The sequence below is a fragment of the Sphingobacterium sp. BIGb0165 genome, from assembly GCF_024810095.1.
Taxonomy (GTDB): domain Bacteria; phylum Bacteroidota; class Bacteroidia; order Sphingobacteriales; family Sphingobacteriaceae; genus Sphingobacterium; species Sphingobacterium detergens.
In genome coordinates, this window is sequence record NZ_JANUEB010000003.1 from 367,185 (window position 1) to 392,785 (window position 25,601).

Annotated in this window: 24 protein-coding genes; 8 read left to right on the forward strand and 16 right to left on the reverse strand. The window is 40.0% G+C overall.

The features are described 5' to 3' along the window. Positions 1 to 25: 25 nt before the first annotated feature. The 13 genes from M2408_RS08080 to hutH form a co-directional block, all read right to left on the reverse strand. On the reverse strand, positions 26 to 1,015 hold the full coding sequence (locus M2408_RS08080; protein WP_259180683.1) for a beta-ketoacyl synthase chain length factor: 990 nt from the start codon (positions 1,013 to 1,015) through the stop codon (positions 26 to 28). After that, positions 996 to 2,189, reverse strand: coding sequence for a beta-ketoacyl synthase (locus M2408_RS08085; protein ID WP_259180684.1), 1,194 nt, complete (start codon positions 2,187 to 2,189; stop codon positions 996 to 998). Before M2408_RS08085 ends, M2408_RS08080 begins: the two co-directional genes overlap by 20 nt. A gap of 3 nt (positions 2,190 to 2,192) precedes the next feature. Then, positions 2,193 to 2,450 (reverse strand): phosphopantetheine-binding protein, encoded by a 258-nt coding sequence (locus tag M2408_RS08090; RefSeq protein WP_259180686.1) that lies wholly within the window; start codon positions 2,448 to 2,450, stop codon positions 2,193 to 2,195. Between the two features lie 4 nt (positions 2,451 to 2,454). Further along, entirely contained in the window at positions 2,455 to 3,054 is a 600-nt protein-coding gene (locus M2408_RS08095) for a hypothetical protein (RefSeq protein ID WP_259180687.1), read from the reverse strand. Next, entirely contained in the window at positions 3,055 to 4,209 is a 1,155-nt protein-coding gene (locus M2408_RS08100; RefSeq protein ID WP_259180688.1) for a beta-ketoacyl synthase N-terminal-like domain-containing protein, read from the reverse strand. It lies immediately after the preceding gene. Next, positions 4,206 to 4,655: a thioesterase family protein gene (locus M2408_RS08105; protein WP_259180691.1), complete on the reverse strand. Its 450-nt coding sequence runs from the start codon at positions 4,653 to 4,655 to the stop codon at positions 4,206 to 4,208. Before M2408_RS08105 ends, M2408_RS08100 begins: the two co-directional genes overlap by 4 nt. A gap of 2 nt (positions 4,656 to 4,657) precedes the next feature. Further along, positions 4,658 to 5,095, reverse strand: a complete 438-nt coding sequence (locus tag M2408_RS08110) for a hypothetical protein (protein WP_223582629.1) — start codon at positions 5,093 to 5,095, stop codon at positions 4,658 to 4,660. A 249-nt stretch (positions 5,096 to 5,344) separates the two neighbouring features. After that, positions 5,345 to 6,226: a hypothetical protein gene (locus M2408_RS08115; RefSeq protein WP_259180695.1), complete on the reverse strand. Its 882-nt coding sequence runs from the start codon at positions 6,224 to 6,226 to the stop codon at positions 5,345 to 5,347. A 14-nt stretch (positions 6,227 to 6,240) separates the two neighbouring features. After that, positions 6,241 to 6,477, reverse strand: coding sequence for an acyl carrier protein (locus M2408_RS08120; RefSeq protein WP_223582631.1), 237 nt, complete (start codon positions 6,475 to 6,477; stop codon positions 6,241 to 6,243). Positions 6,478 to 6,486: 9 nt separating this feature from the next. Further along, positions 6,487 to 7,713: a beta-ketoacyl synthase gene (locus M2408_RS08125; RefSeq protein WP_259180697.1), complete on the reverse strand. Its 1,227-nt coding sequence runs from the start codon at positions 7,711 to 7,713 to the stop codon at positions 6,487 to 6,489. 4 nt (positions 7,714 to 7,717) lie between these two features. After that, on the reverse strand, positions 7,718 to 8,449 hold the full coding sequence (gene fabG, locus M2408_RS08130; RefSeq protein WP_259180699.1) for a 3-oxoacyl-ACP reductase FabG: 732 nt from the start codon (positions 8,447 to 8,449) through the stop codon (positions 7,718 to 7,720). Positions 8,450 to 8,464: 15 nt separating this feature from the next. After that, positions 8,465 to 9,583 (reverse strand): WG repeat-containing protein, encoded by a 1,119-nt coding sequence (locus tag M2408_RS08135; RefSeq protein WP_259180700.1) that lies wholly within the window; start codon positions 9,581 to 9,583, stop codon positions 8,465 to 8,467. After that, positions 9,573 to 11,102: a histidine ammonia-lyase gene (gene hutH / locus M2408_RS08140; RefSeq protein ID WP_223582635.1), complete on the reverse strand. Its 1,530-nt coding sequence runs from the start codon at positions 11,100 to 11,102 to the stop codon at positions 9,573 to 9,575. Before hutH ends, M2408_RS08135 begins: the two co-directional genes overlap by 11 nt. 127 nt (positions 11,103 to 11,229) lie before the next feature. On the opposite strand from hutH, the gene M2408_RS08145 reads away from it, so the two are divergent. Further along, positions 11,230 to 12,483: an NAD(P)/FAD-dependent oxidoreductase gene (locus M2408_RS08145; RefSeq protein WP_259180702.1), complete on the forward strand. Its 1,254-nt coding sequence runs from the start codon at positions 11,230 to 11,232 to the stop codon at positions 12,481 to 12,483. Positions 12,484 to 12,485: 2 nt separating this feature from the next. On the opposite strand, the gene xerD is transcribed toward M2408_RS08145, so the two are convergent. Further along, positions 12,486 to 13,388, reverse strand: a complete 903-nt coding sequence (gene xerD / locus M2408_RS08150) for a site-specific tyrosine recombinase XerD (RefSeq protein ID WP_259180704.1) — start codon at positions 13,386 to 13,388, stop codon at positions 12,486 to 12,488. Positions 13,389 to 13,623: 235 nt separating this feature from the next. Here xerD and M2408_RS08155 point away from each other — a divergent pair, with 235 nt between their 5' ends. Continuing rightward, positions 13,624 to 16,479: a pitrilysin family protein gene (locus M2408_RS08155; RefSeq protein ID WP_259180706.1), complete on the forward strand. Its 2,856-nt coding sequence runs from the start codon at positions 13,624 to 13,626 to the stop codon at positions 16,477 to 16,479. Positions 16,480 to 16,622: 143 nt separating this feature from the next. Here M2408_RS08155 and M2408_RS08160 read toward each other — a convergent pair whose 3' ends face one another. Next, positions 16,623 to 17,483, reverse strand: a complete 861-nt coding sequence (locus M2408_RS08160) for an RNA polymerase sigma factor RpoD/SigA (protein WP_028068906.1) — start codon at positions 17,481 to 17,483, stop codon at positions 16,623 to 16,625. Between the two features lie 387 nt (positions 17,484 to 17,870). On the opposite strand from M2408_RS08160, the gene M2408_RS08165 reads away from it, so the two are divergent. After that, positions 17,871 to 18,092, forward strand: a complete 222-nt coding sequence (locus M2408_RS08165) for a helix-turn-helix transcriptional regulator (RefSeq protein ID WP_120260837.1) — start codon at positions 17,871 to 17,873, stop codon at positions 18,090 to 18,092. On the opposite strand, the gene fmt is transcribed toward M2408_RS08165, so the two are convergent. After that, positions 18,089 to 19,006 (reverse strand): methionyl-tRNA formyltransferase, encoded by a 918-nt coding sequence (gene fmt, locus M2408_RS08170; RefSeq protein ID WP_259180719.1) that lies wholly within the window; start codon positions 19,004 to 19,006, stop codon positions 18,089 to 18,091. The genes M2408_RS08165 and fmt overlap by 4 nt on opposite strands. Positions 19,007 to 19,154: 148 nt before the next feature. Here fmt and M2408_RS08175 point away from each other — a divergent pair, with 148 nt between their 5' ends. The 5 genes from M2408_RS08175 to serC all read left to right on the forward strand — a co-directional run bounded on the left by M2408_RS08175 (position 19,155) and on the right by serC (position 25,469). Beyond that, positions 19,155 to 20,372 (forward strand): ABC transporter permease, encoded by a 1,218-nt coding sequence (locus M2408_RS08175; protein ID WP_259180721.1) that lies wholly within the window; start codon positions 19,155 to 19,157, stop codon positions 20,370 to 20,372. Between the two features lie 116 nt (positions 20,373 to 20,488). After that, positions 20,489 to 22,612, forward strand: a complete 2,124-nt coding sequence (locus M2408_RS08180; protein ID WP_259180722.1) for a cation:proton antiporter — start codon at positions 20,489 to 20,491, stop codon at positions 22,610 to 22,612. A gap of 25 nt (positions 22,613 to 22,637) precedes the next feature. Beyond that, positions 22,638 to 23,900: an NADP-dependent isocitrate dehydrogenase gene (gene icd, locus M2408_RS08185; protein ID WP_259180723.1), complete on the forward strand. Its 1,263-nt coding sequence runs from the start codon at positions 22,638 to 22,640 to the stop codon at positions 23,898 to 23,900. 56 nt (positions 23,901 to 23,956) lie between these two features. Next, positions 23,957 to 24,214 (forward strand): hypothetical protein, encoded by a 258-nt coding sequence (locus M2408_RS08190; RefSeq protein ID WP_259180724.1) that lies wholly within the window; start codon positions 23,957 to 23,959, stop codon positions 24,212 to 24,214. A 187-nt stretch (positions 24,215 to 24,401) separates the two neighbouring features. After that, positions 24,402 to 25,469: a 3-phosphoserine/phosphohydroxythreonine transaminase gene (gene serC, locus M2408_RS08195; protein ID WP_259180725.1), complete on the forward strand. Its 1,068-nt coding sequence runs from the start codon at positions 24,402 to 24,404 to the stop codon at positions 25,467 to 25,469. Positions 25,470 to 25,601 lie beyond the last annotated feature (132 nt).

A 25,601-nucleotide genomic window follows, 5' to 3' on the forward strand; every position in this document is an offset into this window, starting at 1 on the left:
CATCCGTATGTTGTATTTCTAAAATTTAGCATCTTGATAACAGCATTAAACTGTTTTGTTCTCCAAAATTACAGATAAGAATATTTCGATCATATTGTATTTTACCTTCATTTAGACTGATCGATGTTGAAAAGGTTTGATCGTTCAGTCGTTTTAAAGCCAGATCAAAAGCAAACACAATGTCGGTGTCGAATATTCCGGTTTGAGAATTATACTTTATTTTGTTGATTTTCTCCAATATTGGTGATCCGGTGCTAAAGGAGGCTTCTACTGTTGTTGAACTATAGATAATGGTGTCTATTTGATTTATAGTCAGCTGGTTTCTTTTAAGAAATTCGCCGATTTGTTTTTCTGATGTATGATCAGCCGTATTACGATAGATGTCGATATCCTTTAATTCGCCGAGGGTGTGGCTGTCTTTTTGATTGGAAAATACAAAGAAACCAGCACCTTCTGTTTGAATGTCGTTTGTATCGTTTATCTGATCTTTGTCGATTGCTTGGTTTATTTCAATGCTAATATCTGAGAGCTCGTCAACGGCACCGACCAATAGCGACACGTGTTCATTCATTGTAAGCTGGATATAGGCGTCTAATGCGGCGGATTCAAAGGATATTCGACCTTGAGAATAGGTCATATTATAACCTGAATTTTTGGTCAGTAATGCAATTTGCCCTGCGACGGTATTATGGGTAGACTGGATAAAGGCTGTAGGAGATAAAAAATCCTCTTTTTGTTCAATGATCGCTTTTAGAAATTTGTCGGAATCAACCAGGCAGCCTTTACCTGTACCGACCAATATACCATCAGGATTGGGGCAGTCCGCTTGCCGCATCGCTTCTATCCCGCAGATAATGCCCATTTTTACGGCCTTAGACATGCGTCTTGTGGCAGCTGGGGGAATTACCGCGCCATCTATTTTTGGTAAGTTGATCTTTATCCACTGTTCTGTAGTATCCAGCTGAGCTGAGTTAATGACAGCGACGCTGCTACCATTAATATAAACTTTCTGCATCGGAAAAAATTAAAGTTGAGCAATTTCCGCCAAATCCAAAAGAGTTGCTGAGGACATGTTTGATGGAGGATGATCGATGATCGGTTACTGGCTGTAGTGCGGGTTGTTCCATTGCTGTTTCAAACCTTAAATTGGCAAAAGCCAATTGATGTTGGATTGCCAGTAAGGCATAAATCGCCTCTATACCAGCGGAGGCCCCTAATGTATGGCCTGTATAAGCTTTTGTTGAACTAAAAGAAGGAACATTGTCCCCGAATATACGCTGTATGGCAATCGCCTCAGTTCGGTCATTATTTTCTGTTGCTGTTCCATGTGCATTGATGTAATCAATTGCATCAGGAGCCAACCGGCTTATTGTTAAAGCTTCTTTCATCGCTAAATAAGCCCCTTCACCGCTGTCTGAGGTAGCTGTTTGATGAAAAGCATCATTCGCATTGGCGAATCCCGTAAGGTAACCTAATAAAGGCTTAGGTATTTTTTCTAATGCTTTAGCAGACTCCAGTACCAGAAATCCTGCACCCTCACCGAGATTTAATCCGTTTCTATTCCGGTCGAATGGTCGATTAGGCTTGTCAGATAGGAGCATCAAGCTGTCAAATCCATTGATTGTAAACCGCGATAAAGCATCTGAACCGCCAACCAAAACACGTTCTGCACGACCTGAAAGTAATAAACGGGCTCCAAAACTAATCGCATTGGCCGCCGAAGAACATGCTGTGCTGATCGCTGTAGCAAAACCATTACCACCCAGTAATTTTGAAAGCACAGACGCCGAATCTCCCACATCTCTTCTTTGTATGAGCGTTCTATCGCTATTTAAATGTGGAAAGTATTGTTCGAAAATATCCATTCCGGCGACAGATGTGCCCATAATAACGGGTATATTTCCTAGATCTGTTATCGTTGCTTGTGTCAGGGCTTCTTTGGCAGCAATGGCGGCCAATAAACTTGTGCGTGAGCTGTATTTCGGAACAGTAGTTCCCAACTTTTCTACTAGCTCCTGGTTTGTCCAAGGGACTTCACCAACAAGGGTGCCCGCTTGATGTTTCCCCCCAATATGCTGAAGTGGTTTAATACCATGCTGTTTCCGGAGTAATGAATGATAGTTTTGCGCTACGTCATCTCCGATAGCGGTAATCATTCCCATTCCGGTAACAGCAATCGCATTATTCATGGGTTATTTTGTTCTATTTTCTGAAATATAGTGGGCCAGGGTGTTAATGGACTGAAAAATTGTCTTTCCAACTTTTGGATCAGTCACTTTGATGCCATAATCTTTATCCAATAACACGGTTAGTTCCAATGCATCGATCGAATCGAGTCCAAGACCATCCCCAAACAGAGGAGCATTGTTTTCAATGTCTTCTACCGCAATCTCTTCCAGATTTAATGCTTCTATTATCTTTGCTTTTAATTCAGATTTCAATTCTTCCATTCCATTATAACATTAATTGTCTTACGACGTTTAAATCATGCGCTAAATTGCCCGTTTTTTCCACAAGATACAAAACCAATTTATAGTTTTCTTCCAAATATTCTACCCAGCCGCACAATACCTTTTCTGCTCTATTGTTGTTTAAAAGGTAATTGCAGTAGTTTACTGTGAGTTGGCTGTCAAACTGCTCCGAAACAAAAAATATATTCTCCGTTTGCAGATGATGTCGAATCGCAATCTCACCGATACAGACATTTGGTAAGGTGTAAACAAAAATTGCAGGACTTGGGTAGTATTGTTCCGTATTGCTGATCGTATGTATATGCTTTAAATCTGTATCGTAGCTACTGGAACGATTTGATAATACGATGGCAATATTTTTGGAAACCTCCTCTTTTAGCAATAGCTCAGCACCTAGCCAGGCCAATTTGCTGAGATTATCCATTTTAAAAAACTTGGGATAAGTTGTTCCCAGCGAATAATAAAACGTCTTCGAAAAGATGGAAAATTCCATTGATATTTCTGCTGACAAGGGTTGGCCATTGTAAAGTACACCATGATGATCAATACGACAGTGCTTGCTGATATGATATTTACGTTCCATCTATAAGATCTCCTTCTCGAACAGTATTGCCGTATTGGTGCCCGCAAATCCAGATGCTGTTTTCAGGCAGTGGGAGAGTGGCTTGTGAATTTTTTCTGTGATCACCGCCAGCGGCAATGAGGTTCCCTGTTTTTGATAACCTAAACAGGGTAATAATATATTATTTCGTAAACTCTCCAGGGAGAGAATGGTTTCTATCAGTCCAGCAGTACCCAATGTATGTCCAAAATAGCCTTTCAGGCTATTGATCGGTTTGTCGGCCAGTTTCGTACGATGTAGTGCTATGGCCTCCATTTCATCGTTATATACTGTGGCGGTTCCGTGGGCGCAGATAAAATCGACCGCTTCTGGTAAGATAGCGGCTTCAGCTAAAGCTCGTTCTATGCTACACTTCAGGCCTTCTCCCGTACGTGAGGGACCAGAAATATGGTTTGCGTCATTGATTGAGGCTTCTCCAGCGATATAGAATTGTTGCTTTTGGCCTGGAATTGGTTGGTTGCTGATATAGAGCGCTGCTGCCGCTTCACCTAGATTCAGGCCTTTTCGGTCTTCATCATAGGGTCTGCAAATCCCATCACTCAATGCCTGAAACGATCGGAATCCCGAAAGGACAAATTCGCTCACCAAATCGGCGGCAACAATGACAGCATCTTTGCAATAATCTATCTGGATAAGTCTTTTAGCTGTTGAAATAGCCTGTAGACCCGAAACACAGGCATTACTGATAACGATAGGGTTACGTTTAAAGCCAAATAGGTCTGCTATCCGCTGTGCGAGTGCAGGGAGGCTGGCAGCTGCACCATCTTTATCTTTGCCATCACATTGGGCAATATTACCTTTTGTTGTGGAAATGATCAATTCGGTCTCCGTAGTAATATCAAGGTTTCTGACTATTGGTAACAGCGCCGAAATCATCAGTTTTTCCAGCTTTGTGAAACTGAAAGGCGCGGATAATTTTATATCCTGTAGTTGCGCTGTGAAGTAGCTGTCGAGTTCATCCCTGGCAATTATAGCAGCATAAGTATTGGGAATTTCACCGATAGGTTCTTGAAGAGTAATACCTGATTTCCCCTCGACAACAGCGTTCCATGTGTCTTCAAGTGTATAACCCAAAGGGGATATGCAATTGTAAGGGCCTATATATACCTTTCTCATCTGTTGGAAAAATGGAGCGAGTTTTTCCACTGTTGAAAAAATTCTGGGAGATACAACTGCAGGTTTCCGGATGCATCCAAAAAAACCTGGATTGTTTCGCCTAAACAGACAATCTGATTGTCATTGTTTAAAATACGGTAACGGTAGATTATTTTTGCTGCTTTGCAATCAACCAAGGAGGTTTCAATGCGTGCATGTTCACCATACCGTAAAGGCAATTTGTGCTCGCAGGTGCTTTTCACAATAGGCGTGGTATAGCCTTGCTGATGAATGTCCAGATAAGTCAATCCATGTTCGATTCCGAAGGATTCTCTGCCATCTTCAAAATAACTGATATAATGACCATGCCATACTATTCCCAACGAATCGACTTCATTAAAACGTATACGTAAAGGACTTGTCCAGCTGACCTGATTAACTGGTTCTGGTAATTTGTTTTTTGCCATAGTTAAGACGCTATTACACTTTTTATCTCGGCATAGGCGATGCGTCTATCTCCGATGAAGGTCTCTACTGAGACAAGTGTGACTCCCATAAATTCCTGCAATATTGTAGCGCTGGTTGATATATCTTCACCAATCATCGGAAAATAATCAATAGCAATACTTTTTATTGTACCGAGGTAACCGATTGGAGCAGCCTTTTGCTGGATATAGAAACTGTAACCAGTATGTAGAGCAATGGATTGGGCCATATGTTCTAAAATACCAGCTTCGAGGAATATCCCATCTTCAACAAAAATATTATCTTCCTGAATAGTTAAGCCAGCTTGCACGGTAGTGTCCGTAAAATCATATAAGGTATCAATCATTATCATAGGGGCACGATGCGGAAGCAATTCCTGCAATAATATGCTATCGGTTATTGGAAATGGGCTTGCTGTCATTTATATTAAAGTTGCACCAAAGGTAGTAATTTAAAGACAAAATCAGCGATTACAGGAACTTCAAAATTGCTTGTAAGGCGTCATAATGGATGAAATGCGGCTTAGAGAGGGATATTTGGTGTTAATTTTTACTGCAATAGTTTTTTTGCAGTACTTGCAAATTACGCTCTGCTTTTTGAAAGCGTGTAACTTTTAATCATTACTTTTTTTTGTTCGATAGAATAAATAATATGCTGGTGGATAGCGGATTTATTTGGAATAATCTTTCCAAAAATCAAAAAAATTAAACCATTGAAGTGGATGTTTTTTGACCATAGTTGAAAGGGATTCGCAATAGGATTGTAGCAGGCCTTGGGCATCACGGTGCTTGATTTGAACTTCCCGCGCATATAAGTGATAGTGAAGATTGGGCTCTTTCATAACATATACGAAAATAACAGGTACTTTAAGTCTGGAGGCAATCAAGAAAGGTCCCGCCGGAAATTGGGTCTCTTTTCCGAGCAACTGAGCGCGGAGTGTTTTGGTTCCTTCCATATAGCGATCACCAGTAAAGACAATCAATTCGTTATTGGTCAGTGCCTCATTTATTGCAAAAACATGGGAGAGGTCTTCTTGGATAACAATGAATTTTATGGAAGATTTGCGGGCTACTTTTGATAGATAGGCTTTGATTGCTTGATGTTCCCGATCTGAAATTACCAGGTTGATCCGGTTTTCAATATTAATATCTTCCAGAAAATAGGATGCAATTTCAAAGTTACCGATATGGGCTGAGAGCAGGATACCACCATTTTTCCTTTCCAATGCGGATTTTAATATATCTATCCCATCAAATTCATAAGTGAATTTGTTGCGCATTCCGGCAGAGATCGCCGTTTTGTCAATAAGTACTTTACCGAATGTGAAGTAGCTTCTGTAGAAACCGGTAACTGTTGCCCCAAGGGAATATCGGAGACGATATCTTAAATAATAGTACAACGATCGATTGCTATTCCAGGCCGTTATAAAATAATAAAAAGCCACGAATACCAACAGCAGATATGCTGTGCGGATTCCCAGCTTTTGAATACAGAAGACAAAAATTCTATATCCTAAGACACTACCTTTGGATTGTCCTTTCCAGTGGCTCATCAGTAAAGTTTGGCTTAGTTCTCTCCGGTTTTACGTTTTAAAAGATCATAAAAGTCTTGAAAGGTTTGAATGTTCGCAAAATCTGCTTCTACTAATTTAACACCAAAATTGGACTCAATGATAACGACAAGATCGACATAGTCCAAACTATCCAGATTTAAAGTGTCTTTTAAATTTAGATTCGGCTGAATTACGTCAACATCCACCTCAAACTCATCAACAAGTATTTCGTTAATCTTTTCAGAAATCATTTTTATAAGTTAATCTTTAATTTTTTTAATAACTAAGGCGGAGTTAGTTCCCCCAAAGCCAAAAGAATTGGACAAATATAGATCAAATTCTTTAAATAATGTCTTCTTAACAATATTTAATTTGGCCGAATGCTCATCTGGATTTTCGAAATTAATGTTTGGGGCAATAAAATCATTTAGCATCATAATATTGGAGTAGATGATTTCACTGGCGCCAGCCATCCAACATTCGTGTCCAGTCATTGATTTTGTAGAACTGACAAAAGGTTGGTTTTCACCAAATACACGCAGGATCGCCTGGGCTTCATTTGCATCACCTACAGGTGTTGATGTTGCATGCGCGTTGATGTAAGCAATATCTGCGGGACTGATTTCCGCTTGTTTAATCGCCCGTTGCATAGCTAGAGCTGGGCCGTCGACGTTTGGCGTAGAGATATGACCGCCATTGGATGAAAAACCGTAACCGAGTATTTCGGCGAGGATAGGCGCGCCTCGACGTACCGCTGATTCATAACTTTCGATAATTAGCGTAGCCGCTCCACCCGAAGGCACCAAACCAGAACGGTCTTTGTCAAAAGGGCGCGAAACGGTTGTCGCTGGTAAAGCATCATTTCCAAATACCCCTAGACCGTCAAAACTGGCCATTGCATATTTGTTGATCTCTTGTGCGCCGCCACATATAATCATGTCCTGCATTCCACTTTTTATTAAATTGAATCCCAGACCCAAGGAATGAGATCCCGAAGCACAGGCTGCGGAAATCGTCATATTGATTCCTTTCAATCGGAATATGGTGGAGAGGTTCATGGTCACCGTAGAATTCATTGATTTGAAAATTGCCCCCGAACCGATAAGACTGGTGTCTTTTTTCTCGCGGACAATATCAACGGCTTCAATGATTGCTTTAGATACCGAATCATTACCATATAAGATGCCGATCTCATGTTGATCTAGATAAGTATCATCAATGGCCGCATTTTTTAAGGCTTCCATCGTCGCCAGATAGGCGTATTCGGTTTCTTCGCCAATGGACATCCGTTGGCGACGGTTTAATTCATTTTTTAAATTAGGCAAGGGTACAGCACCTGTCAGTGCTGAGCGAAACCCAAATTGCTTACGTTCGGTATCGAAGATTATACCCGATTTTCCTGCTTGAAGAGATTGCTTTACTTCATCCAAAGATGTTCCTAAGCAGGAATATATCCCCATACCCGTGATCACTACTCGTTGTTCCATAGCTTTACGAATAAACTCCTCCATTTATGTTAATCACCTCACCTGTAATATATCCCGCTTTTGGAGAAGCCAAAAAGCTGACTAAGTCAGCGACTTCTTCGGGCTCACCAAATCTATTTGCGGGTATCAATTTTTTTAATTCTTTTTCATCCATATTAGCTGTCATATCGCTATGGATAAACCCCGGTGCGACAGCGTTGACGGTAATGTTCCGTTTGGCGACTTCCTGTGCTAATGCTTTGGTAGCACCTAGCAAAGCGGCCTTCGCAGCTGAATAGTTGGTCTGCCCAGGTGTTCCCTTGACGCCAGAGACTGAAATAATATTGATGATCCGACCATAACGTTGGCGAAGAAGCTTCTGTATGAAAAATTGTGTGACATGATAGAAACCGTTTACAGTCGTGTTAATGACTGAAGACCAGTCTTCACTGGACATCCACATAAATAAACCATCCTTGGCTATACCGGCATTGTTGACAATGACCTCGATAACGGCTTCCGGATGACTGGATTCCCATTGGGAGAGAGCATTGGTGACCGCCGCATGGTCTCCCACATCAAATTTTAAAATAGTTCCAGTTCCACCCGTCGCCTCAATGCCAGCAAGCGTTTCTTTTGCTGCATCCTCATTATGCTGAAAATTAATCAATACATGATAACCTAATTCCTGAGCTAGTTTAATACAAATTGCTCTTCCAATTCCTCTAGATCCACCAGTAACTAAAGCACACTTCATCCTTCGGTACGTATATTAATTTTGAAATAATTCTGCATTGTCAAACCACTTATTTCCTAAGAGATTTCCTTTGGTATCAATGAATCCCCATTTACCGTTGAGTTTGACACGGGCAAGCCCGTCAATAAAGCCCTTTTCCTGCTTCTTAAAAGTCAATGCCGCTGTAATGTCGTATTGAAAAGGAATAACAACTTTGCCCGCTCTATCGATAAATCCCCATTTGCCATCTTTGACAGCAGCAAGTCCTTCGGGGGAGAAAGATAAGGCATCATGGTAAGCTACAGGAATAATCATTTTGCCTGTGGTATCGACAAATCCCCATTTCCCATTCATTTTCACAGGCGCTAGACCATGCTGAAAATTTCGGGCATCATCATAAGTCGCTGCAATTGCCCATTTACCTTCTGCTGTCATAAAACCTACTTTATTGCCTTGTTGAACAAGAATAAAGTCTGGATTTTCTATGTTTTCAATTTTTGAAACAGCCGGCACAAGGATTTCTGTTTGACCGGACACGATATACCAGTTATTTTGTTTTTTTGCCCAAACGAATCCCGCATTGAAGTCTCCGATATCATCATAGTTAGGTGCAACAATTTCTTTCCCCAGGTTGTCAATGATACCCCATTTTTTGTTTTTTGCAATTTTGGCATAACCACCTTTAAACGGACGGATAACATCATAAGTAGGGGCGAGCACAACCTCTTGTTTATTGTTAATAAGCCCGACCAAGTTTGAGTCGTCACGGTAGAAGGCTACACCGTCATTGAATTCATAGACACGTTTACTGGAAATTGCTTTCATCTCCTGACCTAAGGAATCGATATATTGCCAACCTTTCGAGGATTTGACCATAGCCATTCCCTGACTGAATGATCGGGCATTATCATATTGTGGCTGAACGATATAATTGGCGTCTTTATCTACAAATCCCCATTTGCTACCATTGTAGACAGCGATCTTTCCTTCGGACTGATCCTGTGCATCTTTATATTGAGGAGCAATCTGAAATGTCCCGTCTTTTTTGATAAATCCGATAAGTCCTTTTTCTTGGACCCGAGCTAATTGCTGTGCGGATGTGATGGAGCAGGATAGTATAAACAGTCCGCCAAGGGTGAGCTTCTTAATCATCATTTTTATTTATCAGATAGTCTTTTACTTTTTGTATAATCGGATACATCGCTTGATCTTCTTTAAAGACCGGAAATAATTTACGAAGGTCCATATACCAAGATAGTGTTTCTTTTGCTAATTTTTCCTGACAGCCCAAATTGTCAATTGCCTGAGCTAAAGTTATAAATTCTATAGCCAATACTTCAAATGAGTTTTCAATAATCTGACTGCAGGACATTGCGGCATTTGTACCCATACTGACAATATCCTGGTTGTCGTTATTGTTGGGAATACTATGGATATAGATGGACGTACTTAAGGCCTGAGATTCCGCAGTAGTGGAGGTCGCGGTGAACTGTACACCCTGCATACCAAAATTTAGTCCCAAGGTTCCCAGATTCATAAAAGGTGGGAAAATCTCATTGATCTTGCTATTCAAAAGATAATTCAATTGTCTTTCAGCCAGCATGGTCATTTTGGTCATCACCAGTTTGAGCTTATCCATCTCAAGTGAAATATAATCACCATGAAAATTACCGCCATGATATACATGTTTGTTCTCCACATCAATTATGGGATTGTCATTGGCGGAATTGAGTTCATTTTCAAGTACAGATGCGACATTGTCAATGGTATCTGAAATAGGTCCCAAGATCTGCGGTACACAACGGATAGAATAATATTCCTGAACTTTGTCTTTGAAGATATCCTCTTGGTTTTCACCTGAGTACAGGTGGTCTTCGCGTTTTCGGATCAATAAGCTGGAAGCAAGGTGATCCCGCATTTTCTTTGCGATATGCTGCTGTCCAATATGTTTTTTACTTTGATTTAACGCTTCAGAAAAATGATCATCGTATGCCTGCACAATTTCGTTGATAGCGCATGCCGCTTTGATGGACCAGGATAGTGCCTTTTGGGCCTGATTCCAATTTAGGATACCAATGCCTGTCATAACAGAAGTTCCATTGATCAATGCTAAACCTTCACGAAGTACAATTTGAATAGGTTTGAGCCCCTCTGCTTCAAAGGCTTGCATGGTGGGGATACGTTCATTTTTATAGATTACCTCACCTTCACCGATCAACACTAATGCCAGATGGGCCAATTGTACAAGATCGCCACTCGCGCCGACACCACCATGCGCAAAAATGATTGGCGTAATGTCGCGGTTGATGAGTTCTTTCATTAATGCGATCGCTGAACGATGAACACCCGAATAACCCAGTGTTAGTGTATTCAAACGGGCTAAAATCGTGCTTTTAACCTGCAATGGGTCTAAGAGCCGCCCTGTTCCTGATGCGTGGCTGCGGATCAGATTGTATTGAAGCTTGATTCTATCCTCGTCCTTAATTCTATACTGTGCCATAGGGCCGAAGCCGGTATTGACACCATAAATTATTTTGTTATCGGCAAATTTTAGAAGAAAATCGTGACTAGCATCAACTTTCTCCCAGACATCGTCATCAATAGCCAAGTGTTCATTTCTATAGGTTATTTGGACAAACTGTTTTAAATCTAAATGCTTTGCAAGTGAGCTCATGGGGTATGGGATAGCAATTTTGAAAAACTCTCGAAATTGTTTTTTTTATATTATTTTTTGTGAATAGATTTGGCATTTATTAATCAGAGACGAAATTAATATTTTTTTCTTTTAATCAAAGCGTATAATGAACGTTGAAGAGGTCGACATTTTGATCATTGGGGCTGGTCCATCAGGAGCAGTGGCTGCGGGGTATCTGCAAAAACAGGGGGCGAAAATAAAAGTAGTTGAAAAGAGCAGATTTCCAAGGATAGTGGTTGGGGAGAGTTTGATTCCACGGGTTATGGATCACTTTGATGAAGCAGGATTGTTTGACGCCTTGGATGCTATGGGTTTTGAAAAGAAATTTGGTGCGCGCTTTATATGCGGTCAGGAAATCTGTATTTTCGATTTCTCTGATAAGTTTTCCCCGGGCTGGGATTGGACATGGCAGATTCCGAGAGCAGACTTTGATCTGGAAATGGCCAATGAGCTCATCCGAAAAGGTGTGGACTTACAATTTGAAACCGAAGTGATCGATGTACAGTTTATGGATGAAATGTCTATGACCACTGTACGTAACAGTGAAGGTGTAGAAACAACCATTAAAGCAAATTTTCTGATCGATTGCTCTGGTTATGGTCGGGTACTGCCACGTATGTTAAATCTGGATCAACCTTCCAGACTAAGTCCGCATTCGGCGATATTTAGCCATGTCAGCGATGTAAACAGACCAGTAGGACAGGAGGGGAGCTTGATATCTTTTGATATATTGGAAACGCAGGTCTGGTTATGGGTTATTCCATTTTCCAATGGCAATACATCTGTAGGGATCGTAGGGCCAACTTCCTTTATTGAAAATCTTGGTGCAGATACAACTGTTGCATTGAATAAGGCGATTCAACGCTCTGATTATTATGTGAAGCGTTTTGGCGATTTGGCTTTTATTTTTGAACCGCGCAAATTGAGTAATTATTCGACAGCGGTCAGCAAGATGTACGGAAAGGGGTATGCATTGACTGGTAATAGCTCTGAATTCCTAGATCCTGTATTTTCTTCTGGTGTGTGTTTCGCTACAGAGTCCGGTATCTTGGCTGCGAAACTAGCTTTGAGGCAAGTGCGTGGAGAAACGGTAGACTGGCAATCGGAGTTTGAAGATTATATGAAAGAAGGGATTGCTGTTTTTACCACTTACATTCAGGAATGGTATACCGGCAATCTACAGGAACTGTTTTACCATCAACCGGAAAACCCTGAAGTCAAAAGAAGCATCTGTGCTATATTAGCGGGATACGTCTGGGATCGAAACAATCCTTTTGTTGTGAAGCATGACCGTGCTGTGAAAAATTTGGCACACCTTATCCGAATGTCCAAAGGTGAACAATATGATTCGCTATGCTAAAATTACGATCTGGGATGGTATTGCGTGATGATGGAATGGAGGTAATCTCGATCAATATGGGTATATATTTCGGTTGTCGTAATACTTTCATGCCCCAACATATCCTGTACAGCCCTTAAATCTGCACCACCTTCAACGAGGTGGGAGGCGAAACTATGCCTAAACGTATGGGGACTGATTATCTTTTCTAGTCCAATTTTTTGGGCAAGCTCCTTAATGATCAGGAAGATCATCACCCTGGACAAAGCCGAACCTCTTCTGTTCAGAAATACAAAATCCTCATTTCCATTCTTGATCTTGATATGTGGTCTAATGGAATCCAAATAAAGCCTGAGGTGTTTGATCGCCTGTTGTCCAATCGGAATCAGTCGTTCTTTGCTACCTTTACCTTCCACTTTGATAAATTCTACGTCGAGAAACAAGTTGGAGATCTTGAGATTGACGAGCTCGGACACACGCAATCCACAACCATATAAAACTTCAATAATTGTTTTATTGCGCTGTCCCTCCGTAGAAGAAAGATCTATAGCAGCTATCAGTTGATCGATCTCATGAATACTCAGTACACTGGGGAGTTTCCGTGCCAGGCGTGGCGCTTGGAGTAATTCTGTTGGATTATTATCCAGTTCATGTTCAATGATCAGAAAACTAAAAAAGGTTTTTAGCCCGGATATCAAGCGGGATTGTGTGAACGGTGAGATATTGAACTCCTGTAACCACTGTAGAAAATCCTGAATATCCTTCCTGACGATTTTGTTTAAAAGGAGTCCGTTGTCCTCACAATAGATCTGGAATTTGGAGACATCGTTGAGGTAAGCCTCGATCGAATTAATGCTCAAACCCCGTTCGAACTTTAGAAATTGTTCGAATTCTTTTTTAATGACCTGCCAGTTGCTAAAATCCATTTGCAACAAAATTACAATTAACTATTGTTCTTTTCGAAAGATATTCTGTATTTTTAGGCTTGTTTTTACAAACCATGAGCAATAGTGAAGAGACGCTCGATCCCATAGGGGGTATTAATAAATATTATTTATCTGTATTTTACTATTTATCGGGACAATTGGTCTCCAGTTCCGTTTACCCTAATATAAACAATTAGCAAAAAATAACCGACTAAAAAAAAAGAGATTTTTTTGTATGAAATTCATTAAACCACTTGCATTAGCCTTTTTGCTTCCGGCTACATTTTATGGCGTAGAGGCAAAAATGCCTACTACTTTAACGGCACATGCCAGGGCTATTCTATCGCAGGATAGTTTGGCCTTAAACCAAAAGTTACCTTTCGACAATGAAGTTGTCACTGGTAAACTGAAAAATGGATTTACATATTTTATCCGCAAAAATACAGAGCCTAAGGGGCGCGTTACCATGTATTTGGGTATGAAAGCGGGTTCAATCCTGGAAAACGAAAAACAGCTGGGATTGGCGCACTTTTTGGAGCACATGAACTTTAATGGCTTGAAGCATTTTCCAAAAAATGAACTTGTCAATTACCTTCAGAAAGCTGGTGTACGATTTGGCTCGGATCTGAATGCCTACACAAGCTTTGATCAGACCGTCTATCAATTACCTATCCCATCTGATGATCCGGAATTACTAAAAAATGGACTACAGGTCATGCGTGATTGGGCACAGGACGCCTTATTGGACGGTGAAGAAATTGATAAAGAACGTGGTGTTATTTTGGAAGAGAAGCGTGGTGGTAGAGGCGTGCAACAGCGTCTGCAAGATCAGTATTTTCCAATGGTACTTAACGGCTCCCTTTATTCAAAGCGTCTACCTATTGGTACCGAAGAAATTTTAAAGACTTTTCCGTATACTGAAATACGCAAATTTCATCAGGATTGGTATCGACCAGATCTACAAGCCCTCATTATTGTAGGTGATATTGATCCCAAAGCAATTGAAGAAAAAGTGAAAGTATTATTTTCGGATATGACAATGCCGAAAAAGGTGCTTCCACGCAAAGAGTACAAGGTCGATTTACTGAATAAAAACCAGTTTTTGACTATTTCGGATCCGGAATTGCCTTATACTGTTGCTCAGGTCTTAATTAAAAATGAGAAAGACAAGGTTGTGACTGTCGGAGACTACCGTAATGAATTACTCAAAAATATTTTCAATCAAATGATTGCTGGTCGTTTTTCTGAACTGATGCAGCAACCGAATCCACCTTTTATGCAAGCTGGTGGTAGTATCGGTGATTTTGTGGCGAATTTAAATACCTTCTCTTTGTTGGTTGTACCTAAACCGGGTGAACTGGAGTCTGGATTTAAAGCGATGCTGACTGAATTTGAGCGTATTCAAAAATATGGTTTCACGCAGACCGAACTGGATCGTGCGCTTGCCGATATGAAGAAAGGAAATGAAATGGCGTATATCGAGCGGGATAAGAAGAAATCCGACAGCTATGTCAATCGTTATCTGAATTATTTTATCGACAATGAACCGGCCTTGAGCAATGAAGCTTCTTATAGCTTAACGAAACAGTTGTTGCCTACATTGAAACTCGAAGAAGTGAATGGCCTGGTCAAAAAGTATTACACGGATTTAAATCGTGATATATTAATTATGGGGCCAGAAAAGGAAAAGGCGAACCTGCCTACGGAACAAGCTGTTTTGGGATGGGTGAAGGCGGTCGAAGATAGTCCGGTTTCTGCTTATGAGGATAAGGTTTCCAATCTTCCCTTGCTTTCCAAAGAACCTACTAAAGGTACAATTGTGTCTTCAAAGGATGTCACAGCTGTCCAAGCTAAAGAATTGGTTTTGAGCAATGGCGTGAAGGTGATTTTAAAACCTACAGACTTTAAAAATGACGAAATCCAGATTATGGCCTATAGCCCTGGAGGAACATCGTTGTATACTGATGCTGATTATTTCTCCGCTTCAAATGCCTCTTCATTGGTCGATGCGAGCGGTGTCGGACAGATGAGCAATGTGGAGCTGACTAAGTATCTTGCCGGAAAAGAGGTGTCGATTTCGCCATATATCTCAGAACGATATGAGGGACTTTCAGGTAGTACAGACAAAGAAGGCTTGAAAAATGCTTTTGAGCTGATTTATGGCTATTTTACAGAGCCTCGTTTGGATAGTGACGTTTTCCAAAGTACAATGACAAGGGCAAAAGGGTCATTGGAAAATAGATTGAGCGATCCAAATAATGTTTTTTCAGATAAAGTGAAGGCAGTGCTTTATGGGAATAACGTTCGTCGACAAAATGCTACTGTCGAGACGCTTACAAAAATCGACCGTGATCGTGCACTGGCAATTTACAAAGAGCGATTTGCAGATGCTTCAGATTTTGTGTTCACCATTGTAGGTTCATTTGATGAAGCGCAAATTAAACCGTTTATTGAGACTTATCTTGCTTCCCTTCCTGCGGTCAAACGAGGAGAGAATTACAAAGACTTAAATATTCTGGAACCGAATAAAGGGGAACGTGTGGTTGTTCATAAAGGTAAGGAAGAAAAAGCAAGTGCCCAATTGGCTTATTACGGAGACTATAATTATAGTGAAAGTGAAAATGTCAATATGGAAGCTTTGGAAAGTGTATTGACAATCAAATTGCTTGAACGACTGCGTGAGAAAGAAGGTGGTGTTTATGGTGTTGGTGCCCGTGCAAGCTTCGGTAAATTACCTAAAGCACGTTATGCCTTTTCAATTGGCTTTGGTTCAGCAGTTGATAAAGCTGATGCTTTGATTGCTTCTGCTTTGGATGAAGTGAAAAAGATTCAGGATCAAGGTGCGGATAAGGTGGATATTGAAAAATTTGTGGCTGAACAAAAAAGACAGAATGAATTGAGTTTGCGTGAAAATGGTTACTGGCTGAATTACATTTCAAGTTCTTATCAAAATGATTTGGATATCAGTAGATATACACGTCGGATGGAGAATTTGAATAAGGTGACGCCAAAATCAATACAAGATGTAGCTGGAAAATATCTGAAGAAAGATCGGCTTTTCGAATTTATTTTAATGCCAGATTCTAAATAAAGAATAGCATTGATATTGGATCAATGCAGGGTAAAGGCTGTTTGCGAAAAGCAAGCAGCCTTTATTGTACAAAAAACTTTATTACACAAAAAATCCCAATCATTTCTGATTGGGATTACCAAAAATTTCAATAAATATCTCTTTTAACCTAAATAAGATTTTAAGATTTTGCTTCTTGAAGTGTGTCTCAAACGTTGAAGAGCCTTGTCTTTAATTTGACGGACGCGTTCACGTGTCAAATTGAATTTCTCACCGATTTCTTCGAGCGACAGTTGGTGGTTGGAACCTAATCCAAAGAATAGAACGATGATTTCACGTTCTCTTTCTGTTAAAGTTGCCAATGATCGCTTGATTTCTTCTGATAGAGATTCATCAATTAGAGAACTATCGGTGTCTGGGTCATGGTTTTCCAATACATCCAAGAGTGTGTTTTCTTCACCTTGAACGAAAGGTGCATCCATAGATACATGACGTCCAGAATTACTTAGGGTATCCGAAACCTTGTCAACGGTGGTTTCAAGGATATCCGCCAATTCTTCTGGAGATGGTTCCCGCTCGTATTCTTGTTCTAGTTTTGAGAAAGCTTTACTGATTTTGCTTAGAGAACCTACTTGGTTCAATGGCAGACGTACGATACGTGATTGTTCAGCAATTGCTTGAAGAATAGATTGGCGAATCCACCAAACGGCATAAGAAATAAATTTAAAACCCTTTGTTTCGTCAAAACGTTTAGCCGCTTTAATTAAGCCCAGGTTGCCTTCATTGATTAAATCACCTAAGGTCAATCCTTGATTTTGATATTGTTTTGCTACTGATACTACGAAACGAAGGTTGGTTTTAGTCAATTTTTCCAAGGCAACTTGGTCGCCTTCGCGGATGCGCTGTGCTAATTCTACTTCTTCTTCTGCTGTAATTAAGTCTACTTTACCAATTTCGTGTAAGTATTTGTCCAATGACTGGGACTCACGATTGGTGATAGATTGTGTAATTTTGAGCTGTCTCATTAATTTTTATTAATTCTCCTCTCTAAGAAATGTTTGCGAAAATACGAAAAATTTTTGAATTATTAATGGAAAATAGATTATCTAACCTCTCATCTATAATGAGTTATGATTTTGTGAATCTTCATTTTACACTATCAAAAACTATTCCATTTAAAATTGTTTTTCTTTCTCAATTGCGACTGTAATATTCAACTGATTGATATTTAAAGCGCTAACAAATTTTATTTTTTTCTATTCTCAAGTAATTTATCTAATGATATCAGATATGTTACGTAAAACCTATTCTTTGAATTTATTTTAAAATGATAATTTTATGATAAAACAAAAAGATATATGTTTTGTTTTACAAGAGACATTAAATAAATTTAAAGGAATAAAAATTATAATATGCCAATCTTAATTCATTTGGATAAAATAATGAAAGAAAAAAAAATGTCACTTAATCAATTGAGTGACAGTGTAGGGATTACACTTTCTAATCTTTCAATCATAAAAAATCAAAAGGCTAAGGCCCTGCGATTAGATACACTTGAAGCAATATGTAAAGCGCTAGACTGTCAGCCTGGTGATTTGTTGCAATATTATGATGGAGATGACGAGAAAAACTAGAATCTATAGCCTTTCAAAAAGTCTACCACATTCATTTTCTTCTTGCCTTCCAGTTGAAGTTCCGATACCATGATATAGCCATCTTGTGTCGCAAACTTTAAATAGCTTTTTTGGTCTGTCTCTATTGTTCCCGGTGCAGCAGTAGTAACTGTTTGCTCTTTTTCTGTTTTGTATATTTTTAATACCTTATCATTGAGCACAGTAAATGCTGTTGGATAAGGGCTAAGTCCGCGTATAAAATTATAAACAACGTCAGTATGTTGATCCCAATTTATTTTACAATCTTCTTTAAAAATTTTCGGCGCGTGTTTCAACGTTTCTGTTGGGACGATATCGTCTTGACTTTTCGGCTGTAAATTCCCACCTTTCAGCTGCTGGATCGTCTGAAGGAGTGTTCTGGCTCCAGCAACCATCAGGTTGTCGTGGAGATCTCCAGCTGTGTCAGTTTCATTTATTGTAACTTTTTCGGCTAAAAGTATATTTCCAGTATCAATCTCATGTTGCAATAAGAATGTAGTCACTCCGGATTCTTGCTCACCATTCATAATGGCATGATTGATTGGAGCAGCACCTCGGTATTGGGGGAGTAAAGAGGCATGGACGTTAATGGTGCCATGTTTCGGCATATTCCAGACAACTTCAGGCAGCATGCGGAATGCCACCACAACCTGAAGATCGGCTTGATAGTTTTTGAGTTCGGCAAGAAAGGCCTCATCTCGAAGTTTGACCGGTTGAAGGACAGGGATATGGTGTTGGGTAGCGTATACTTTAACGGCTGATTCATGTATCTTTTGTCCACGACCTGCCGGCTTGTCTGGTACTGTAACGACAGCAACGACTTGTTCACCAGATTGAATGAGTGCATCAAGTGAAGCAACGGCAAAGTCAGGAGTGCCCATGAAAATAATACGCATAAGTGCTGTGTTTTTTGTAAAATCCTTAAAATCAATAAATCGTTGGGATGATAAAAATCATCTGCGAAAGCGCTAATAATTTGCTATTAAAGTTTTGTAAATAACAAATTTTTATAACTTTGCGAAGTTACATAAATATATTGAAAGCTTGAATTTTCCTTATTTTTTAGCAAATCGAATAGCATTTTCAGGTAAACGGACGTTCTCAAAATTGATCGTTCGGGTTACGATCGGTGCAATTGCGCTAGCCATTGCTGCCATTATTATATCTATTGCGGTTTTGCGGGGATTTAAGGGGGAGATCATCAGCAAGCAACGTGGTTTTTTTGCGGATGTATTGGTGCTACGTTATGATCTCAATAAATCGTATGAAAATTCGCCCATCTCACTTACACCTCAACTCCATAAGTCTATATTAGCAGACCCTGAAGTATATTCCATTAATCCATTTGCAACCAAAGCTGGGATTATCAATGTGAACGACGAAGTCGAGGGTGTTGTTTTGAAAGGTATTGATTCGCTATACGATCAGCAGCCCATAAAAAATATGCTGCTCGAAGGGAATACAATAGATTTTAAATCCGAGAACACTGATAATCAGATTTTAATTTCTAAATATCTGGCAGATAGACTCTTGTTGAAAGTAGGTGACGACTTTATTATGTATTTTGTCCAGGAGCCCATCCGTAAGCGAAAGTTTGTCATCAAAGGAATATTTAATACAGGGTCGGAGGAACTTGATAAAGTCTACGTAATCGGATCTTTGAATGTCATTAGGAAGCTGAGCAATCTTGATGACAATGAGGTCGGTGGCTATGAGATTCGGATCAAGGATTTCAGCCAACTCCAACAGACAACACAAAAAATAGAAGATATGCTGCCTATTGATATGCAGGCAATCAATATTAAAGATCAGGTACCCGATATTTTCCAATGGTTGGATTTATTGGATATGAATACCAAAATTATCTTTATCTTGATGACTGTGGTAGCTATTATCAATATGATTTCAGCTTTATTGATCACCATTCTTGAGCGTACATCCATGATTGGTATTTTAAAGGCTTTAGGATATCATAACGCCGGTATCCGACGGGTCTTTATGTATAGTGCCCTGTATCTCATTGGACTTGGTTTACTGATAGGAAATCTCATCGGATTGGGCTTTTATTTTCTACAGGATTATACCCATTTTTTCAAACTGGATGAGCAGACCTACTACATTGCTTATGTTGCCGTAAAACTCTATTGGTCCGATGTTATTTTGGTCAATCTTGCAGTGGTATTTATTGGAATGGTTTCCTTGTTTATTCCTTCGATGTTAATCACCAAGATTAGTCCGATAAAAGCAATTTCTTTTAAGTAAGCCCTTTTTTAGGCGTCGTTTTGTTGGAAAAATTGTATTTTTAAAGCTGTTTAGCTATTTTACGGCTGGTAACGAAAAATAAGTTGACACATTTTACCGATAGCATACGAGCACATATGAATAAAACTTTCGAGCATATTTCCCACGCTTTCGAAGCGCCCTTACAGAATCCCGTACTTATTTTTTCACTGGTACTCTTTATTATCCTACTTTCACCCATCATCCTCAGGCCGATCAAGGTGCCGGGTATTATTGGTTTGATTATATCTGGTGTTATTATTGGACCCCATGGATTAAATTGGCTGGAAAAAAACTCTGCAATTAATCTGTTTTCCACGATAGGCCTCTTGTATATCATGTTTATTGCCGGTCTGGAATTGGATATGAATGAATTTAAAAAGACCAAGAACAAAAGTTTGCTGTTTGGTTTTTTTACATTTATTGTGCCTATAAGCATAGGTTATCCCGTTTGCCATTTGTTGTTGGGGTACGATGTCCTGGCGAGTCTTTTGATCTCGAGTATGTTTGCGACCCACACCCTGGTATCTTATCCCATTGTGAATAGTTATGGTATTTCCAAGATGGAAGCTGTGGCGATTACGATTGGTGGTACGATCCTGACCGATACAGCGGTACTGATTATATTGGCTGTTATTACCGGAGTTTCTCAGGGTAATATTGGAAATGAATTTTGGGTTACACTGGGGATTTCCTTCGCGATTTTCCTGTTTATCATGTTCGGTATTATCCCGCGGATCGCAAAATGGTTTTTTGAACGGTTGGGCAGCGAAAAGACATCAAACTATATTTTTGTACTTTCCGTTGTGTTTTTTGCAGCCTTCTTAGCAGAAATTGCGGGATTGGAACCTATTATTGGGGCCTTTGTGGCTGGTCTGGCCTTGAATAAATTGATTCCGCATTCTTCGGCGCTGATGAATCGAATCGAGTTTATCGGGAATGCGATTTTTATTCCTTTTTTCCTCATATCAGTCGGTATGATAGTGGATGTGAGTGTCATTTTAAAAGGACCTCAGGCATTAATTATAGCAGGTACCTTGACCGTCGTTGCAATCGTCGGGAAATATGCCGCAGCTTGGCTAACACAGAAAACATTTAAATATAGCCGTGGGCAGCGTAACTTGATTTTTGGTTTGAGCAGCGCTCATGCTGCGGCGACTTTGGCTGTTATTATGGTCGGTTATAAAAATGGGATCATTGACGAAAATGTCCTGAATGGTACGATTTTGTTGATCTTGGTAACCTGTATTGTCGCCACGATTGTGACAGGGAATGCTTCCAGGAAAGTGGTTATGGATGGGGAGCAAGATGAAGAACATACTGATGTGGTGAAGGAGAAAGACGAAAATATATTGATCTCTATTGCGAATATGGACAATATGGAACCTATCCTTGACTTTTCCACTTACATCAAGAGTAAAAAATGCACTCAGCCTGTGAATATTGTATCCGTGGTAAAAGATAATGAACAGGCACAGCTGAATATGAGTAAAGCCCGTAAAAATTTGGACAATATGGTGCGTTATGCTTCTGGTTCGGAGACCAATGTTAATATCAGTGCAACGATAGATTTAAATATTGCAAGCGGTGTGGCTCGGTCAGCGAAAGAAGTTTCCGCAAATTGTATTGTGCTTGGTTGGCCAAGCGCAGCGAATTTTATGGATAAATTTGTTGGTGAAAAAACAGAAAGTATCCTCAACAGAACATCAGCTAATGTGATGCTCTGCCATTTTAGAAAACCTTTTATTTCCAATAAAGCTATCGTTGTATTTGCACCGCCAATGTGTGAGGCAGAGTTTGGTTTCGAGTATTGGTTGGAGAAGGTTATTAAACTTGCACAGGAACTATCTGTTCCAATTTCTTTTGTTGTGGATACGCGCTCTACATCCGCAATTGAGGCGCACCTGGTCGAAATAAAGAATTCCGTACCAGTTACTTTTAAACACTACGATGACTGGGATAATTTACAGGGATTAAAAGCGTTTAAGGATGAAGAGTCCATGTTCATTTTTGTGTCCGCACGAAATGGAGAGGTTTCATATCGCGATTCACTGGATGGTGTGGCAAAAAAATTAGATCGGATCTATGCAAACGAAAACCTTGTTTTGGTGTTTCCTAGTAGGATAGAGAATGCGCACATCGACGAATACGAGGATGTTGAGGCTGCTCCGATATTCCGAAAGATTAGTAAAGAGATTGGAAATATGTTTAATAAAGGATAGTTGCTATCCGCAAAAAACACTGATTATGTCAAATAAGATTACAATGTCTAACGAGGGAACATTACAGGTTCCAGATTTCCCAACGATTCCTTTTATCATAGGTGATGGTATAGGTCCTGACCTATGGCATGCTGCGGTGCGTGTTTTTGATAAAGCAGTGGAGAAGGCCTATAACGGACAACGAAAAGTCAGTTGGAAGGAAGTTTTGGCAGGGGAGAAAGCATTTGATGAAACCGGAGAGTGGTTGCCCAAAGCGACATTGGATCTATTGCGCGAATACTTAGTTGGCATAAAAGGGCCTTTGACCACACCTGTAGGTGGTGGCATACGCTCCTTGAATGTTGCCTTACGGAAGGATCTGGATCTGTACGTCTGCCAGCGACCGACGAAGTGGTTCCAAGGTGTACCGTCTCCGGTCAAACATCCAGAATATGTGGATATGGTCATATTTCGGGAAAATACCGAAGATATCTATGCTGGGATAGAGTTTCAGGCGGGAAGTGCCGAATCCAATAAACTACAGGATTTTTTACATGACGAACTTGATATTGACTATAACTTTTCGAGTACCACGGGGGTAGGGGTCAAACTGGTTTCTGAAGAAGGATCCAAACGCTTGGTGCGGGCAGCGATAGAACATGCTATCCATTATGCATTACCCTCGGTGACTATAGTGCACAAGGGTAATATCATGAAATATACAGAAGGAGCCTTCAAGATCTGGGGTTTTGAGGTTACAGAAACAGAATTTGCGGATAAGACCTATACTTGGGGGCAATGGGAGCGAACTAAAGCGGAGAAAGGTGAAGCAGCGGCCAATCAGGAACAAAAAGAAGCCTTGGCTTCGGGTAAAATCCTGATTAAGGATATTATCGCGGACAACTTCCTGCAACAAATCTTGCTTAATCCACGCGACTTTTCTGTGGTGGCAACCCTGAATCTAAACGGAGATTATATCTCGGATGCTTTGGCAGCCATGGTAGGCGGGATAGGAATTGCACCGGGAGCCAATATCAACTTTAAAACTGGTCATGCTGTTTTTGAAGCGACCCATGGTACAGCACCTAGGTTTGCGAATACCAATACCATGAATCCTTCATCCGTTATCCTCAGCGGTGTGATGATGTTTGAATACCTGGGTTGGACAGAAGTGGCGGCGGCAATTGTTCGTGCATTGGGGGAAACCATTATTGCGAAAACGGTCACTGTTGATTTTTACAATCTGATGGATGATGCGACCTTAGTGAAAACCAGTGAGTTTGCCGATCGGATCATCGAAAAATTATAAGGATTTTCTTTTTTAAGATATTAAGCAGAAATTTGACTAAAATTTCTGCTTTTTTTATGGACTACGACCAACTTCCTCCTTTTGTAAAGGAATCCACCGTTTTTAGTACGGAAGATAAAATTAAACTGGCAAAGTTAGACCGACTGCCTACACCGTTGGAGGTGGATGAGATTACGTCCTTGCCCGAAATTTACGAATTGTTAAATGCCTTTATCGGGGACCAATCCTCCCGTAACGTCCACCTTCAGCTTAAAGCAAAGGGGTATTTGAAAGATAATCAGTTAGATATGGCTTGGAAAGTGCTTCTTCTGTGATTATTTTAATAACCAATAGGGATCTACTTGTGTAATATTTTTATTGAAATGATTCAGAATTTTGTAAATTTTCAATAAAAAAACAGAATAGTTGAAAAATATATAATTTTATTTTACCTTTGGTTTTTAAAACAACAGATTGCTTTACTAGGGTTCTGAATGAGCAGTCAAACAAACTATAACATCAATGAAACATAATTTTGGAGCAGGTCCATGTATTCTGCCAAAGGAAGTATTTCAACAAGCCTCAGAAGCTGTAATTGATTTTAACAACACAGGTTTATCAATTTTAGAGATCTCTCACCGTTCCAAAGAGTTTGAAGCAGTGATAGATGAGGCGACTCAGTTAGTAAGAGAATTATTAGCCGTACCACAAGGATATTCGATTCTTTTCTTGCAAGGTGGAGCGAGTCTGCAATTTGCGATGGCACCACTTAATCTTTTACCTGAAGGCGGTAAAGCTGCTTATTTGGATACAGGTGTATGGGCAACAAAGGCCTTAAAAGAAGCGAAGAAATTCGGAACAGTAGATGTTGTAGCTTCGTCGATTGATAAAAACTATTCTTATATACCTAAAGGGTATTCAATCCCTTCGGATGCTGCCTATTTTCACTATACTTCAAATAATACGATTTACGGTACTGAGGTGTTTGAAAAACCAGCGACGGAATTACCAGTGGTTGTAGATATGTCTTCAGATATTTTTTCCCGCGAGATCAATGTCGCAGATTACGATTTGATCTATGCTGGTGCACAAAAAAATATGGGTCCTGCCGGCGTAACACTAGTTATTGTGAAGGATGATATTTTAGGTAAGTCAGGACGTGTTCTACCTTCGATGTTAGATTATAAATTGCATATCGATGGCGGTTCCATGTATAATACTCCTCCAGTATACTCGATCTTTGTTTCCATGTTGAACCTACGTTGGTTAAAAGCAAAAGGTGGTGTGCCTGTCTTAGAGCAAGAGAATATTATTAAAGCACGTGCTTTATACGATGAGATCGACCGCAACCCTTTATTTAAAGGCACTGCTGCTGTTGAAGACCGCTCGCGCATGAACGTGACTTTCGTGATGGATACTCCTGAATTAGAAGCGGAATTCTTAGCTTTGGCAAAGGAACGTAATCTGATTGGGATCAAAGGACACCGTTCGGTAGGTGGCTTTAGAGCTTCTATATACAACGCATTGCCATTGAGCAGTATAAATGCATTGATTGATGCCATGAAGGAATTTGAAGACACACACAAATAGTCTATTCGGTCAAAAATATTTTGATGAAATCATCGGATTCATTCCGTTCACAACGTTGTCCGAATGAATTTGATTGCTTTATCGCTTAAATAAACAATCAGGATGTCACAGATTCATGTATACAATGAAAAA